The sequence below is a fragment of the Pseudomonas fluorescens Q2-87 genome, from assembly GCF_000281895.1.
GTDB classification, from domain to species: Bacteria; Pseudomonadota; Gammaproteobacteria; order Pseudomonadales; family Pseudomonadaceae; genus Aquipseudomonas; species Aquipseudomonas fluorescens_S.
In genome coordinates, this window is sequence record NZ_CM001558.1 from 1476232 (window position 1) to 1491190 (window position 14959).

15 protein-coding genes and 4 tRNA genes are annotated in these 14959 nt (G+C 59.9%); 13 read left to right on the forward strand and 6 right to left on the reverse strand.

The genetic code is table 11. The features are described 5' to 3' along the window. Positions 1-149: 149 nt before the first annotated feature. The gene (locus PFLQ2_RS20985; protein WP_003179053.1) at positions 150-689 is read right to left on the reverse strand and encodes a TetR/AcrR family transcriptional regulator; all 540 of its coding nucleotides are present in this window, start codon (positions 687-689) and stop codon (positions 150-152) included. Between the two features lie 103 nt (positions 690-792). On the opposite strand from PFLQ2_RS20985, the gene PFLQ2_RS20980 reads away from it, so the two are divergent. From PFLQ2_RS20980 to PFLQ2_RS20965, 4 genes are all read left to right on the forward strand, one after another. Then, a complete protein-coding gene (locus tag PFLQ2_RS20980) occupies positions 793-1986 on the forward strand; it encodes an MFS transporter (protein WP_003179054.1) in 1194 nt (397 codons plus the stop codon). A gap of 75 nt (positions 1987-2061) precedes the next feature. Beyond that, positions 2062-2373, forward strand: a complete 312-nt coding sequence (locus PFLQ2_RS20975) for a cupin (RefSeq protein ID WP_003179056.1) — start codon at positions 2062-2064, stop codon at positions 2371-2373. A 100-nt stretch (positions 2374-2473) separates the two neighbouring features. After that, positions 2474-3622 carry a TDT family transporter gene (locus tag PFLQ2_RS20970; protein WP_003179057.1) on the forward strand — a complete coding sequence of 383 codons (1149 nt, stop codon included), beginning with the start codon at positions 2474-2476 and terminating at the stop codon, positions 3620-3622. An 80-nt stretch (positions 3623-3702) separates the two neighbouring features. Continuing rightward, positions 3703-5577: an MFS transporter gene (locus PFLQ2_RS20965; protein WP_003179059.1), complete on the forward strand. Its 1875-nt coding sequence runs from the start codon at positions 3703-3705 to the stop codon at positions 5575-5577. Positions 5578-5682: 105 nt separating this feature from the next. On the opposite strand, the gene sugE is transcribed toward PFLQ2_RS20965, so the two are convergent. The 3 genes from sugE to rdgC all read right to left on the reverse strand — a co-directional run bounded on the left by sugE (position 5683) and on the right by rdgC (position 8158). Further along, positions 5683-5997, reverse strand: coding sequence for a quaternary ammonium compound efflux SMR transporter SugE (gene sugE, locus PFLQ2_RS20960; protein WP_003179061.1), 315 nt, complete (start codon positions 5995-5997; stop codon positions 5683-5685). Between the two features lie 129 nt (positions 5998-6126). After that, complete coding sequence (locus tag PFLQ2_RS20955; RefSeq protein ID WP_003179062.1) at positions 6127-7095, reverse strand: bile acid:sodium symporter family protein; 969 nt, start codon at positions 7093-7095, stop codon at positions 6127-6129. 142 nt (positions 7096-7237) lie between these two features. Further along, positions 7238-8158 (reverse strand): recombination-associated protein RdgC, encoded by a 921-nt coding sequence (gene rdgC, locus PFLQ2_RS20950; RefSeq protein WP_003179064.1) that lies wholly within the window; start codon positions 8156-8158, stop codon positions 7238-7240. Positions 8159-8318: 160 nt separating this feature from the next. Between rdgC and PFLQ2_RS20945 the strand changes: the two genes are divergently transcribed. From PFLQ2_RS20945 to PFLQ2_RS20930, 4 genes are all read left to right on the forward strand, one after another. After that, positions 8319-8394 (forward strand) — tRNA-Val (locus PFLQ2_RS20945). A 19-nt stretch (positions 8395-8413) separates the two neighbouring features. Then, positions 8414-8490: transfer RNA gene (locus PFLQ2_RS20940), tRNA-Asp, on the forward strand. A gap of 177 nt (positions 8491-8667) precedes the next feature. Then, a tRNA-Val gene (locus PFLQ2_RS20935) sits at positions 8668-8743 on the forward strand. A gap of 17 nt (positions 8744-8760) precedes the next feature. After that, a tRNA-Asp gene (locus PFLQ2_RS20930) sits at positions 8761-8837 on the forward strand. 91 nt (positions 8838-8928) lie between these two features. On the opposite strand, the gene PFLQ2_RS20925 is transcribed toward PFLQ2_RS20930, so the two are convergent. Continuing rightward, positions 8929-10065, reverse strand: a complete 1137-nt coding sequence (locus PFLQ2_RS20925; RefSeq protein ID WP_003179066.1) for a catalase family protein — start codon at positions 10063-10065, stop codon at positions 8929-8931. A 31-nt stretch (positions 10066-10096) separates the two neighbouring features. Beyond that, positions 10097-11902, reverse strand: coding sequence for a di-heme-cytochrome C peroxidase (locus PFLQ2_RS20920; RefSeq protein ID WP_003179068.1), 1806 nt, complete (start codon positions 11900-11902; stop codon positions 10097-10099). A 269-nt stretch (positions 11903-12171) separates the two neighbouring features. Between PFLQ2_RS20920 and PFLQ2_RS20915 the strand changes: the two genes are divergently transcribed. From PFLQ2_RS20915 to PFLQ2_RS20895, 5 genes are all read left to right on the forward strand, one after another. Then, entirely contained in the window at positions 12172-12885 is a 714-nt protein-coding gene (locus PFLQ2_RS20915; RefSeq protein WP_003179071.1) for an FKBP-type peptidyl-prolyl cis-trans isomerase, read from the forward strand. A gap of 291 nt (positions 12886-13176) precedes the next feature. Beyond that, a complete protein-coding gene (locus PFLQ2_RS20910; RefSeq protein WP_003179072.1) occupies positions 13177-13632 on the forward strand; it encodes a YkvA family protein in 456 nt (151 codons plus the stop codon). Between the two features lie 113 nt (positions 13633-13745). Further along, a complete protein-coding gene (locus PFLQ2_RS20905) occupies positions 13746-14087 on the forward strand; it encodes a helix-turn-helix domain-containing protein (RefSeq protein ID WP_003179073.1) in 342 nt (113 codons plus the stop codon). Then, positions 14084-14455, forward strand: a complete 372-nt coding sequence (locus PFLQ2_RS20900) for a hypothetical protein (RefSeq protein WP_003179080.1) — start codon at positions 14084-14086, stop codon at positions 14453-14455. The genes PFLQ2_RS20905 and PFLQ2_RS20900 overlap by 4 nt, the downstream gene beginning before the upstream one ends. Then, positions 14456-14857 carry a sel1 repeat family protein gene (locus PFLQ2_RS20895; protein ID WP_003179081.1) on the forward strand — a complete coding sequence of 134 codons (402 nt, stop codon included), beginning with the start codon at positions 14456-14458 and terminating at the stop codon, positions 14855-14857. It begins immediately after the preceding gene. The last annotated feature ends 102 nt before the right edge of the window (positions 14858-14959 follow it).

The following is a 14959-nucleotide window of genomic DNA, read 5'->3' on the forward strand; positions in this document are numbered from 1 at the left end:
GGGCGTGGCGGGGTGTTGGGGCTTTTTGGGTTTGTAATGTTTGTGCGGGCCTCATCGCGAGCAAGCTCGCTCCCAGGGACTTGGGGCGAATACAGATCCATGGTTCACCCAGATCAAATGTGGGAGCGGGCTTGCTCGCGAATGCGGTCTTACTGACCCAGCGCGATATCCACCAACCGATACAACTCCTCGGCGTCCAGCGGCGCGGTGGCGAACAGGATGCGAAACACCGTCGGTGCCACCACCACGTTGACCAGGCGTTCGATGCCTGGATTGGGCTCGTCGGGATAACGATCCAGAATCGTCTGCAACTGGGCGCTGATGATTCCCACGCAATACCCCGGCGTAGCGCAGGCCTGGATGTCGCGCATCATGTTGCGCCCGGGCTCGGAGCTCATTTCGTCCAGGTACTGTTCGGCCCAGGCCAACAGGTCGCCGCGCAGGCTGCCGGTGTTGGCCGGTTCGCTGTCGGGGCGCATGCGGGCGATGGCGACGTCCGCCAGCAACGCCGGCAGATCGCCCCAGCGCCGATAGATCGTGGACGGCGTTACCCCCGCGCGCGCGGCGATTTGCGGCACGGTCAAGGTGGCGCGGTCCTGCTCCTGAAGCAGGGCGCGGACCGCCGAATGAATCGATTCCTGTACCCGGGCGCTTCTGCCGCCGGGGCGTAAACCTTCTTTAATAGCCATGGGTCGGACCTTAACACAAAGAATTTGCTTTAAGCGCACAGCGGTAGCACACTCGGCAAAAGCAAAAAATTAGCTTTTGTGCTTTTGCCTTTGGAGTGTGCCCATGTCTCGTCCAGCTTCGACCGGTGCCAGCCTGATCTTCCTGGCGCTTACCTTGCTCGGTTTTCTCGCCGCCTCCAGTGCGCCGACGCCGTTGTATCACCTCTATCAGGATCAGTTGCACTTTTCCCCGGCAGTGCTGACGCTGATTTTCGGTGTGTATGCGTTCAGTCTGTTGGCAGCCCTGCTGACTGTGGGTTCGCTGTCGGATTACCTGGGCCGCAAACCGGTTATTTTCGTCGCGTTGTTGCTCAACATGCTGGCGATGCTGCTGTTTATCAATGCTGACAGTGTCGCCTGGTTGATCAGCGCGCGGTTGATCCAAGGCTTTGCCACGGGCATGGCCACCAGTGTGCTGGGTGCGGCGTTGCTGGATTTCGATCGTCGGCAGGGTCCGTTGATCATCAGCATCGCACCGCTGTTGGGCATGGCATGCGGGGCGCTGGGTTGTGGCCTGTTGGCTGAGTACGCACCGTTGCCCCTGCAACTGACGTATTGGATTTTGCTGGGGTTGTTCCTCGCCCAGGCCCTTTACCTCTGGCGGCTGGCGGAGAGCGTCAGCCCACAAGCCGGCGCCTGGCAGTCCTTGCGCCCGACCTTGCATGTGCCGGTCCAGGCGCGAGGCGCCTTGTGGCTGATATTGCCATTGAACCTTGCGGCGTGGGCGGTGGGCGGCTTCTATTTGTCGCTGGCGCCTTCGCTGGTGCGGGCTGCGACGGGATCGACCTCCAACCTGATCGGCGGCGCGCTAGTGGCGGTGTTGACGCTCAGCGGTGCGTTGTCCATCTACACGCTGCGCAACCAGGGCGCAGACAAGATGTTGCGCCTGTCCGCAAGTCTCCTGGTCATCGGCCTGACGCTGGTGCTGGTCGCGGTGCACGGGGGCAGCTTGCCGTTGTTCTTCGTCGGCACGCTGGTCACCGGCAGCGGTTTCGGCGCCGGGTTCCTTGGAGCCTTGCGCAGCATCATGCCCCTGGCATTGCCCCATGAGCGAGCCGGTTTGATGTCGGCATTCTACGTCCTCAGCTATCTGGCGTTCAGCTTGCCGTCGCTGCTGGCCGGGAACCTGACGCGGGTGTTCGGGTTGATCCCCACCACGGATGGTTATGGCGCTGTGCTGATCGTGTTGTCGGCTGCTGCGTTGTTGGGTTTGTTGCGCCAGCCTGGGAAAAGAGCAGACGTTGGCGTTCGGCCTTGAAGGCTTGGATTGCAGGCGCCGCTGTCGGTTGATTTGCGCTAGCCTTGGCGTCTCAATGTTCATGGACCGATCCCTTTGAAAATCATCCGCAGCAAATCCTTCACCGGCGAGCGCGCGTGGGCCGCGCTGGATATCGCCAACATGAACGGCATCACCACGCGCCTGCACTGGACCGATCAGCCGTACAAGTGGCACATCAATGACGGGCAGGAAGTCTTCGTGGTGCTCGATGGGCAAGTGCAGATGTGCTATCGGGAAGAGGGCGTCGTAAAAGAGGTCCTGCTGGGAGTGGGAGATATTTTCTACGCCTCGGTGGGTGCCGAGCACGTGGCCAAGCCGTTGGGCGAAGCGAGAGTCCTGGTGATCGAGACCGAAGGCAGCGTCTGACTTATTTGCAAAACCGATAACAGATAGAGAAATTACCCGTTATATAGATATTCGATTCGGCTCTAGCATGGCTCCACCTCATCCGGGGAAGGAGTTCGCCATGACATGCTGTGCTGCTAAAAGCCGTTTGCGTCCATTGAGCCATTTGCCCAGGCCGCTGGAGGCCATCCGCCAATTCACGCCGAACTGGTTTGCCGTGGTAATGGGTACTGGCGTATTGGCCTTGGCCCTGGCGCAGTGGCCGGCGAACATGCCCGGCCTGCGTGCCGTGGGCGAAGGCTTGTGGTTGTTCAACATGGTTTTGTTCGTCGTGTTCTCCGGAATGTACACGGCCCGTTGGCTGTTGTTCTTCGATGAGGCGCGACGGATCTTTGGCCATTCAACCGTGTCGATGTTTTTTGGCACCATTCCCATGGGCCTGGCCACGATCATCAATGGCTTCCTCGTGTATGGGCTGCCGCGTTGGGGCGACGGTGTGGTGCCGTTGGCCGAGGCGTTATGGTGGATCGACGTGGCAATGTCGCTGGCTTGTGGCGTGCTGATTCCATTCCTGATGTTCACCCGTCAAGTGCATCGGATCGACCAGATGACTGCGGTATGGCTGTTGCCGGTGGTGGCCGCCGAAGTTGCCGCCGCCAGTGGCGGGCTGTTGGCACCGCATCTGGCAGATGTTCATGCGCAACTGGTGATGCTGGTGACGAGCTACGTACTCTGGGCATTTTCCCTACCGGTAGCGTTCAGCATCCTGACGATCCTGCTGTTGCGCATGGCCCTGCATAAATTGCCCCACGAAAACATGGCCGCCTCGAGCTGGCTAGCCCTTGGCCCCATTGGCACCGGCGCCCTGGGCATGCTTTTGCTGGGCAGTGATGCACCGCTGATCTTTACCGCAAACGGCCTGCCCGGCGTGGGCGAAATCGCCGCCGGCCTGGGCTTGGTCGCCGGTATCACACTGTGGGGCTTGGGATTCTGGTGGATGCTGATGGCGCTGCTGATCACCGCGCGCTATCTACGGGCCGGGATTCCCTTCAACCTTGGCTGGTGGGGTTTTACCTTTCCCTTGGGTGTGTATGCGCTGACCACGCTGAAGCTGGCGGAGGTGTTGCACCTGGGTTTTTTCAGCCTGTTTGGAGGCGTGTTGGTGGCGATGCTGGTGGTGATGTGGCTGATCGTCGGACGGCGTACCGTGCTGGGCGCCTGGCACGGCGAGTTGTTTGTGTCGCCGTGCATTGCGGGGCTGGCGAAATAATCGCTAAAGACAGGTAATGTGTGGCCTGGATCAAAAAACGTAATTCCAATAAGCGTCCACGCCACTCAGGAACATGGAAGATGAGTCACCCTTCGCAGTTCACCTTGCTTCGCACGCGGCGTTTCCTGCCGTTCTTCATCACGCAGTCCCTGGGCGCGTTCAACGACAACATTTTCAAGCAGTCGCTGATCCTCGCCATCCTCTACAAATTGACCATCGAAGGCGATCGCTCGATCTGGGTCAACCTCTGTGCACTGCTGTTCATCCTGCCGTTTTTTCTGTTCTCGGCGCTGGCGGGGCAGTTTGGGGAAAAGTTCGCCAAGGATGCGTTGATTCGCCTGATCAAACTCGGCGAAATCGTCATCATGACGGTCGGCGCGGTGGGCTTCGTATTCGATCATCTGTCGCTGATGCTGCTGGCGCTGTTCGCCATGGGCACGCATTCGGCGCTGTTCGGCCCCGTGAAGTATTCGATCCTGCCGCAAGCGTTGCGCGAGGACGAGCTGGTTGGCGGCAACGGCCTGGTGGAAATGGGCACGTTCCTGGCCATTCTTGCCGGTACCATCGGTGCCGGGATAATGATGTCCTCGGCCCATTACGCCCCCGTGGTGTCGACCGCGATCATCGGCGTCGCCGTGCTCGGTTACCTGGCCAGCCGCAGCATACCGCGAGCCGCGGCGGCCTCGCCGCAAATGCGCCTGAACTGGAATATTTTCAGCCAGTCCTGGGCGACCCTGAAGCTGGGGCTGGGACAAACCCCAGCGGTGTCTCGTTCGATTGTCGGCAACTCCTGGTTCTGGTTCGTCGGGGCGATTTACCTGACGCAGATCCCGGCCTACGCCAAGGAATGGATGCACGGCGACGAAACCGTGGTGACCTTGATCCTGACGGTTTTTTCGGTGGGGATCGCCCTGGGTTCGATGCTCTGCGAGAAGTTGTCCGGGCGCAAAGTGGAGATCGGCCTGGTGCCGTTCGGTTCGTTCGGCTTGACGGTGTTCGGGCTGTTGCTGTGGTGGCATTCCGGCGCAATTCCTGACAGTGTCGATGGCCATGGTTGGCTGCAGGTGCTCGGCTTCGGTCACGCCTGGCTGGTATTGATCGACATCCTCGGCCTAGGTGTGTTTGGCGGTTTCTACATTGTGCCGCTGTACGCGTTGATCCAGTCGCGCACCGTCGAAAACGAACGGGCGCGGGTGATCGCCGCCAACAACATCCTCAATGCGTTGTTCATGGTGGTTTCGGCCATTGTCTCCATCGTATTGCTGAGCCTGGCCAAACTGTCGATCCCGCAACTGTTCCTGGTGGTGTCGCTGCTGAACATCGGCGTCAACGCCTACATCTTCAAGATCGTTCCAGAGTTCAGCATGCGTTTCATGATCTGGCTGCTGAGCCATTCCATGTACCGCGTCGAGCATCGCAACCTGGAAGCGATTCCGGATGAAGGTGCGGCGCTGTTGGTGTGCAATCACGTGTCCTTTGTCGATGCCTTGCTGATTGGCGGTGCGGTGCGTCGGCCGATTCGCTTCGTGATGTACTACAAGATCTACAACCTGCCGGTGCTGAATTTCATTTTCCGCACCGCCGGAACGATCCCCATCGCCGGGCACCAGGAAGACATTCATATCTACGAAAAGGCTTTCACCCGAATCGCTCAGTACCTGAAGGACGGTGAGCTGGTGTGCATCTTCCCTGAAGGAAAATTGACCGCTGACGGTGAGATCAATGAGTTCAAGAGCGGGCTGACACGCATCCTCCAGGAAACCCCGGTGCCGGTGATTCCCCTGGCGTTGCAGGGGCTGTGGGGGAGTTTCTTCAGCCGTGATCCACGCAAGGGCGTGTTCCGCCGGTTCTGGTCGCGGATTACCCTGGTGGCGGGTTCGGCGGTTGCGGTGGAGGGGGCGACACCTTCGAAGTTGCAGGCGGTGGTGGGAGAGTTGCGCGGGGCAGTTAGATAGCCTGCGAGCTATAGACTAATCGCGAGCTGGCTCGCTCGCACAGTGGACCGCGTCGAACTCGGTCAAAATGTGGGAGCGAGCCTGCTCGCGATAGCGATAGTGGCCTTAAGCGCTGATCTTGAGCCCGATCAACCCGGCAACGATCAACGCCACGCTTGCCAACCGAACCGGCGCCATCGATTCACCAAACAGAATGATCCCGGCAATCACAGTGCCCACGGCCCCGACTCCGGTCCAGATCGCATAGGCTGTGCCCAGGGGCAATTGCTTCACTGCCAGGCCGAGCAGGCCCAGGCTGATCACCATGGCGGCAATCGTCAGTGCAGTGGGGAGAGGGCGGCTGAAACCGTCGGTGTACTTCAGGCCGACGGCCCAGCCGACTTCGAACAGGCCGGCAAAAAACAGAATGATCCAGGACATCACGTACCTCCATCGATGGATGGGGTCGTCCCCGGATTAACACTTGATCGACAGGCATGATCGAGTGGCGGGGCCGTCCCCGCGCTCGATTGATAGAGTGCCCATTATTGACCACTCGATCAAGTCTGCTTACTCGGCGGTTTGCCGGGCGGCGAGGGCGTCGCGGTCCTGTTTTTCGCTCATGCGGCGGAAATAGGTCGAGAGCAGGGCCCCGGAAATGTTGTGCCAGACGCTGAACAGCGCGCTGGGCACTGCCGCCAGCGGGGAAAAGTGTGCACTGGCCAACGCCGCGCCCAGGCCGGAGTTCTGCATGCCCACTTCCAGTGCCAGGGATTTACGCTGGGCCAGCGGCAGCTTGAACAGATGCCCAGTGAAATAGCCCAGCAAAAAGCCGAAGCTATTGTGTAACATCACCACGGCCATGATCAGCAGCCCCGATTCGGCAATCTTCGCCTGGCTGGCGGCAACGACGGCGGTCACGATGATGACGATGCTCACCACCGACACCAGTGGCAACACCTCCACAGCATGACGGACCTTGTTCCCCAGCAGCCGTTGCGCCACCACGCCCAGCACGATGGGCAGCAGCACCACTTGCAGGATCGACCAGAACAACTCCATGAACGACACCGGCAGCCAAGCCGAGGCCAGCAGCCAGATCAGCGCCGGGGTCAGCAGCGGCGCGAGCAAGGTGGTGACGGCGGCGATGGCCACCGACAAGGCCAGGTCGCCGCGGGCCAGCCAGGTCATGACGTTCGACGAGGTGCCGCTCGGGCAGCAGCCCACCAGGATCACGCCGACGGCGATTTCCGGCGGCAAATGGAAAACTTGGCAGAGCAACCACGCCACGCCTGGCATGATCACGAAATGAGCGACCACGCCCAAGGCCACGCGCCATGGGTGACGCGCGACTTCGGCGAAATCATCGAGCTTGAGGGTCAGGCCCATGCCAAACATCACCAGCCCTAGCAACGGCACAATGGCGCTTTTCAAACCGATGAACCAGGCCGGTTGCAGAAACGCCACGATGGCGAAAATCAGAACCCAGTAAGCGAAGGTATTGCCGACAAAGCGGCTCAATGCAGCCAATGCGCGCATGACCTGATCCTTATTATTGATAAACCACAAATATAAATGTGGGAGCGGGCTTGCTCGCGAAAGCGGGGCATCAGTCAACTATCAACTGACTGACACACCGCCTTCGCGAGCAAGCCCGCTCCCACAGGGTAATCACCAACCTTTAGATCCCCTGCGGAATCTCTTCCCCGCCCAACGCTTCAACCAGCGCCGGCAAGAATTCGCCGAACGTCAACATCATCAACGTGAAGCTGGCGTCCAACTGGCCGAGGGCTTCGTCGCCGCCGTCCTGTTCTGCCTGGTCTTGCAGCAGGTCTTCGAACTTCAGGCGCTTGACCACCATCTTGTCGTCGAGCACGAAGGACAGCTTGTCCTGCCAAGCCAGCGACAACTGGGTCACCACCTTGCCGGTGTTCAAGTGCAACTGGATTTCGTCGCTGGTCAGGTCTTGACGCTTGCAGCGCACAATGCCGCCGTCTTCGTGGGTGTCGCGCAGTTCGCATTCGTCCAGCACGAAGAAATCGTCGGCGGCTTTCTGGGTCTTGACCCAGTCGGTCATGGTGGCGGTCGGGGCCATTTTCACCGTGAGCGGGCGCACCGGCAGCGAGCCGATGACTTCGCGCAGGGTTGACAGCAGGTCTTCGGCGCGTTTCGGGCTGGCCGAATTCACCAGGATCAGGCCCTGTTTCGGCGCGATGGCGGCGAAGGTGGACGAGCGGCGAATGAATGCACGTGGGAGGAACGCCTGGATGATTTCATCCTTGAGCTGGTCCCGTTCCTTTTTATAGACCTTGCGCATTTGCTCGGCCTCGATCTCTTCGACCTTTTCCTTCAAGGCGTCGCGCACGACGCTGCCAGGCAGGATGCGTTCTTCCTTGCGAGCGGCGATCAGCAGGAAATCCTGGCTGATATGCACCAATGGCGCGTCTTCGCCTTTGCCAAACGGCGCGACGAAACCGTAAGTGGTCAACTCCTGGCTTGCACATGGACGCGCCAGTTTGCTGGCCAGTGCAGTTTCCAACGCCTCGGCATCAAAAGGCAGATCTTGGGTCAGGCGATAGATAAGCAGGTTTTTGAACCACATGGGGTGAGTCTCTCCTTTATACAAAGGGGGGCATTATTCTCTTCGCGGCGCGATAGGCCAACCCTTCGCTAAGCCTTTGGAAGGCCTGAAAAAATTAATTTAAAAAGTGCTTGCCAGCTTAAAGGCTGCTCCGTAGAATGCGCGCCACACCGAAAGCGAAGGGTGATTAGCTCAGCTGGGAGAGCGTCTGCCTTACAAGCAGAATGTCGGCGGTTCGATCCCGTCATCACCCACCATTCGTTAACAGTGTTACGCGCAGCGGTAGTTCAGTCGGTTAGAATACCGGCCTGTCACGCCGGGGGTCGCGGGTTCGAGTCCCGTCCGCTGCGCCATATTCGGTTATCTGGAACGCTGAACGCCAGGTGACCACAGAAAGCCCGCTAATGCGGGCTTTTTGCTGTTTGCAGTTCCTGCGGTGCGCAGCTCTTCATTCTTTTTTTGCTGAATTTTTAATTAAATCAGCACGTTACGAAAAACTGTGAGAGAATGCGCCCCGCATCGAAAGTGAAGGGTGATTAGCTCAGCTGGGAGAGCGTCTGCCTTACAAGCAGAATGTCGGCGGTTCGATCCCGTCATCACCCACCAAGCTTTCAATGTTACGCGCAGCGGTAGTTCAGTCGGTTAGAATACCGGCCTGTCACGCCGGGGGTCGCGGGTTCGAGTCCCGTCCGCTGCGCCATCTTCGATGACCTGGAACACTGAACGCCAGGTTGCCAACAAAAAGCCCGCTCAATCGAGCGGGCTTTTGCTGTCTGGCGTTTGCCGTTTACCTACTGCTCGGCGTTACGGCTGTGACGGTAATCGCTGACCGCTTCATACACCGCTTTGCGCAAACGGTTGATGCCGCCGATGGGGCGATGGGCCTCAATGCCGAACCAAGGGTTGAAGGACTGGTTGTCGCAAGCCAGGTTCAGCTTGGGCGTATCGAAGTCCTGAGGCGGCACCTTGACGCGCGCTACCGTCTCGAACGGGGCGTCGCTTTCTTGCCATTCAATGCTGGTGTCTTCGATGGGCATGTACTTGCTCGGATCCTGGCGCTGGATCTGCAGAACAAAACATGCCGGCACCCGATCTGTGGATAACTGTTGGGCCAGGGCGCTGCGCAAGAAATTTGGCAGGTCCTGGTTTTGCGCCGGCAGGGTATAGGCCGGGCAGCTGTCCGGGTCTGGCGCGACACGGAACTTGGCGTTGGCTTCACCGAACTTGTAGGGCGATACGGAAAAGTACGTGGTCTGGGTCGGACTGGCCGGTGGCGGCGAGAGGGTCGCCAGGGCGATGAACAAATGGCGGATCTGCCAGCTGCGCGGATCCACGCTCGGAAAGAAAGCCAGTGCTTTTTTTCCATCGGCTTGCGCGGCCACATTCTGACGATATTCGGCGACATCGCTGACGAAGAAGTTCGGATGATTGAACATCACGAAGTCCTGTTCGCCTTGCGACTGGCGCTCTTCCAGCAATTGCTTGCCCGGCAAGTTCAGCAGTTTGATGGCCATTCCGCGGGCATCGCGCAGGCTGTCGAACTGTGGATAAGCATTGCCGTTGGACAGACGTATGGTCGCTTGCCAGACCTTGCCCGGCTCGGCGAAAACCCCTTGGCGCAACGGCGCCGGCAAGTCGTTCGGCACTGTGACCTCGGCGATGACGCAACCGTGCGCCTTGGCATGGGCGTCCCGCAGATAGCGGGTCCCTTCGCGGTGTTGGTCGACGATGCGAATGGCGGTCTGGATGATGTCCCGGGTCATGGTTGCTTCGCCGGGAGGTACTTGTTCTTTGTCCGAGACCGGGCCGCTGTGTTGCCAGGCGAACCATGCCGCGGCCAGCGCCCAGCCCAGTAGCCCGAGGCCCAGCAGCCACAGCAATGTCTTGGCCAAAAAAGCGCCGAGGCGCAGCCAGAGCGTGATCAGCATGCAAACATCCTTTTACCTGTGGGGGTGATCATCAAAGTTGCGATTCCAGCGGCCCGCCCAGCACTTTTAAATATTCCAGCAGGGCCCAGCGTTCCTGCGGTTGCAGCAGGCGGCCAATCACGCCGTTGCCGCGTTCACCGGCGCGGAATTCATGTCCACTGTTGTGGTTGCCGGTGATCCGGGTATCGAAGAGAAAACCGTTGGTAAAGGCTTCGGTACGGTAGCCCAAGTGGCGTGGATCGTATTCGAAGCTTCCTTTATAGAAAGTGGTCGCTCGCTCGTCCTGGGGTGAGAGCAATTGATAGATCGTCGGCACCGAGCCGTTATGCAGGAACGGCGGCGTGGCCCAGACGCCCGCCAGCGGCCTGGCCTTGTAGGCGCGCAGTTCGCGCACGCCGATGGGCAGGCCGAAACCGTCCAAGGCCGGGCGCTCTGCCGGGGTGACGCCGGCGTCGCGGTAAGCGCGGTTTTCAACGAATGCGGTGACGTAGGCCAGGGCTTTGGCGACCGAGAGCTGGCTCATGTCCAGCGGTTGCGTCGGCGTCGGATGCAGTTGCACTTCCAGCTTCGCCAACTCGGCCGGATCCCATTGCAGGCTGGTCAGGTCGAAGCGATGGTCAGCGATGTTGTTGGCGGCGCCCGGGTCGGTGCCGATCACTTGCACGGGCAGCATGTGCAATTGCTGGACGGGCCTGTCAGGCCCCTGGACCACCTTCGGCACGTGGCAGCCGGCGCAGTTTTCGGTGAACAAGGCGCGGCCCTTGGCGGCCAGGGGTTTATCGATCGAGCCCAAAAGTGCTTCCGGCCATACGGGCGGCTTGAGCAGTTGCAAGGTTTCTTCGATCTTGTTCAGGTCGCGCACGCGCACGCTGGAAGGGTAACGCGCATCGCCCTGCAACGGTTTGCCCTGGGCATCGAAGAAATTCAGCGTGGCGCCGACACCGAGTGCCTCGCCCACGTTGCGCGCCATCGGCTGCTGCGCCGAGCCATTCCATTGCACCCAGTCGAATGTCCAGATTTCCCACAATTGCGGGTAATCCACCGGTGCGTTGGCGACCCGGTAGTTTTCTGCCGAAATGGCATCGCCAAAACTGGCGTTGGCAATGCGGCCGAAGGCGTCGGTACGGCCAGGACCTTCTTGCGTGGGGTATAGGCCGCGGTGGGTATCATTCCAGGCCACCCGCAGGAACGTATCCAGAGAAGCCTTGAAAGCTGTGCGCAACGCTTCCTGGCCGCTGTCGTAATCCTTGCCCAGTACCTGGCGGGCGAAACGTTCGAACTTCCAGGGGTTGTAGTAGGTGGACGCCAGGCTGGCGACCAGTGCCTGTCCGAAACTGCCTCCGCGCAACGTAGGAACACTGGAAGGCAGAACGTGTTGAGCCGACCCGCCATCGATTCGTATCGCCTGGCCCTTGAAGCGCAATTCGCCGGTGTGGCAAGCGGCGCAAGTGATATCCAGGAATTGGTCGTTGCTGCCCGGGTTCTGGTGCCGTGCGAAACCTACCGGCAAATTGCCGGGATTGCCGGGCGAAGCTTTCTGCGCCGGGTCGACCAGGAAACCGAAACGCGCCAGGTACTCAGGCGCAGCGAAGCGCTGTTGCGAAAACGGCAGTTCGAGGGCCGTGAACCATTCGTAGCGCAGGCCTTTGACCTGTGTGCCCTGGGGCGTGAAGTAATACGTCTGGCGCTCGGCGGCGCTCCATTGATCCAGGTAATGCACCTGTTCGACGGGGGTATAGAACGGCAATCGCGGATTGGCGATGTAATAAAGCACCACGGCCACGACAACGATCAGCAGCGCGAGGAGCAGCAAAAGAATGCGAGAGAGAAGGCGCACGGTAACGTCCTTGTTTTGTTGATATGCACTTATGCCTCAGTGCCGCGCGGCGGGCAAGTGGCCATTACCTGCGGCTTGGAGGGCAGCGGCAATTTGTCCCTGTACGTAACGGATGACAGATGCTTCATCCGCCCAGCCGTAAAAAGCGTTTGCGGACCTGAACTTATCCTCACTTTGTGGCTCACATGCCGGTAGCCATTGGTCGTGGCCGCCTGATAAGCTCGCGGCTTTACTCGATTGCCCTTTAGGCGCATGAACAAGGAAATAGCATGAAACAGCATCGGTTGGCGGCGGCGGTAGCCCTGGTTGGCCTGGTACTCGCGGGTTGCGACTCGCAGACCAGCGTAGAGCTGAAAACCCCGGCGCAGAAAGCTTCCTACGGTATCGGCCTGAACATGGGCAAAAGCCTGGCTCAGGAAGGTATGGATGACCTGGACTCCAAGGCAGTCGCCCAGGGCATCGAAGATGCCGTCGGCAAGAAGGAACAGAAGCTGAAAGACGACGAACTGGTCGAGGCCTTTGCCGCACTGCAAAAACGTGCCGAAGAGCGCATGGCCAAGATGAGCGAAGAGTCGGCAGCTGCCGGCAAGAAATTCCTCGAGGAAAACGGCAAGAAAGCCGGTGTCACCACCACCGCTTCCGGCCTGCAGTACGAAGTGGTCAAGAAAGCCGACGGCCCACAGCCTAAGCCGACCGATGTCGTGACTGTTCACTACACCGGCAAGCTGACCAACGGCACCGTGTTCGACAGCTCCGTTGAACGTGGCAGCCCGATCGATCTGCCGGTCAGCGGCGTGATTCCGGGTTGGGTCGAAGGTCTGCAACTGATGCACGTCGGTGAGAAGTACAAGCTGTACATCCCGAGCGACCTGGCCTACGGCGCCCAGAGCCCGAGCCCGGCCATCCCAGCCAACTCGGTCCTGGTATTCGACCTGGAGCTGCTGGCCATCAAGGATCCGACAAAAGAAGACGCAGCCAAGTAATTGCGTCTGCTATAACGACAACGCCTCGCTTATGCGGGGCGTTGTTGCATCCGGGCGGTGGAAATATCAAAAAAACGAACGCACAACGCAGACGGCAGTCATAGGCAATACAGGCGCTGTGCTAGACGCAGTCAGTCGATCAAGTCAATGAAATGTTGGGTTTTTTTATGTGAGTAAAAAACGCCCGATTTAAGCTTGGCCCTTATGGAACGGGGGCTACAGCGCTGAAACGCGGCTCTGTTCACAAGGTTATCCACAATTTGTGTGGATAACATTTCAGTGGGAGAAAAAATGAACGCACCGTGGAATTTTGCGCGATTCCTGCCCTTGGCAGGGCGCCTGCTGGCCCGCGGTCGATTGCCGACGTTATTGTTTGCCGTCGCCAGCAAGGGGGCCCGGGAAGGCGGTCGGCTGGGTAAGCTCAAGGAAGACCTGCGTTTGTTGCAGGCCCTGTGCCTGGCCTACTGGCGCGGCGAATACCGGGCCGTGAGTGCCAAGTCGATGCTTTCGGTGGTGGCGGGGCTCATGTATTTCCTCAGCCCCCTGGATGCGATCCCGGACATTCTGCCAATGTTCGGCATGTTCGATGACATCGCGGTGCTGGCATGGGTCATGAAGACCCTCGACGTCGAACTCGACGCGTTTCGCGCCTGGCGTTATCGCCAATCCCCCGAGAAGCTTGCCCGGGTTGAACGACTTCCCGATACACCGGAACAACTCCAACACCAAGGTCGGGAAAAGCCCTGATCCTGCGCCTCTTGCCCCAGACAATTCATCACCCGCGACCTTAGCCGGTATTAGGATTACACTTCCAAGGAAAAAGGCTGACTCGCTAAGTGTTTTTGTCCTACGGGGTAGACATGGATATTCAGATAATCACCCGCGACGGAGAGCCCGAATACGCGGTTTTGCCGTGGGAGCAGTACCAGTCGTTGTTGAAGGCAGCAGGCATCGAACAAGCACCACCGCGTGAAGCGACAGTCCGTCACGCGGCGGCCCCGGGCCAGGTTCTCCCTGGCCTGGATCAATTACGCAGTTTGCGCGAAGGGAAGGGCATCGCCATCGAGGCGCTGGCCCGCACGGTAGGTATCAGCCCGTCATATCTGGCCTTGATCGAGAGCGGCGAGCGACAGCCCGATGCCGCGATTCGACGCAGTCTGGCCTGGGAACTGACGGTGCCGGGTTGGAGGGAAGAATCGTGAGCGTACGCATCAGTCGGCAGCATTGGGATGGGTTACTGGGGGAGTTGGACCAGGCGCGCCGCCAGCGCCACCTATTGACGTACCGCGCATTGCTGGAACGCTTGCAGCTTCCCAGCCCTGCCATGCAGACCTTGACTGCGGCCCTTGAACACCTGGCGGCGCTGGATGCCCGGGCGGAACAACCGCTACGCAGCTCACTGGTCATCAGCCAGGGCGCCAGCCGTTTACCGCGCACCGGGTTCTTCGAGTGCGTTGAGCGCCTCGGTCGTTTTTCCGGGCCTTCCGATGGCGTGGCCGCCGCTTCCTGGCACGCTTCTGAAGTGGTCCGGGTATTTGAATACGAATACCCCGAGTCGGCGGAGGCCTGAGTGCTCTGGCGGATCAAGGCTCGGCTCGGCTACTGGCTGGCGCGACGGTTGTTTCATTGGCAATGGTTTGTCCGCCAACCTCGCGGCTGGGCCTGGCTCGAGGGCCAGTTCTCGCGCATGGCGAACCTGGGCGACGTCGGTGCGCAAAGTTTTTACGGGCACATCCTGACGTTTCGTGGCCAGGGGCTGGGCGCCCGCGAAGAAGGGGTTCGCCTGCTGCGGCTGGCGGCACTGGCGGGCGACGGCAAGGCCGCTTACCAGGTCGGTGTGATCAGCCTGGCCGGTACGGCCAGCAAGGCGCCGGATCCGGTCGAAGCGGCACGCTGGTGGACCTTGGCAGCGAAGGCCGGGCATCCGCTGGCTGAAATCAAGCTCAAGTCGCTCGATGCCCGTAACCCGTAGGGCAATTAGCGAATCGCCCTACGCCCGCTGCTTCTTTCGCTGACTTTTTTCCTCATCGATCCCCGGCACAGTCTCGCGCTTCCTGAGCGCTGCGAGACGTCT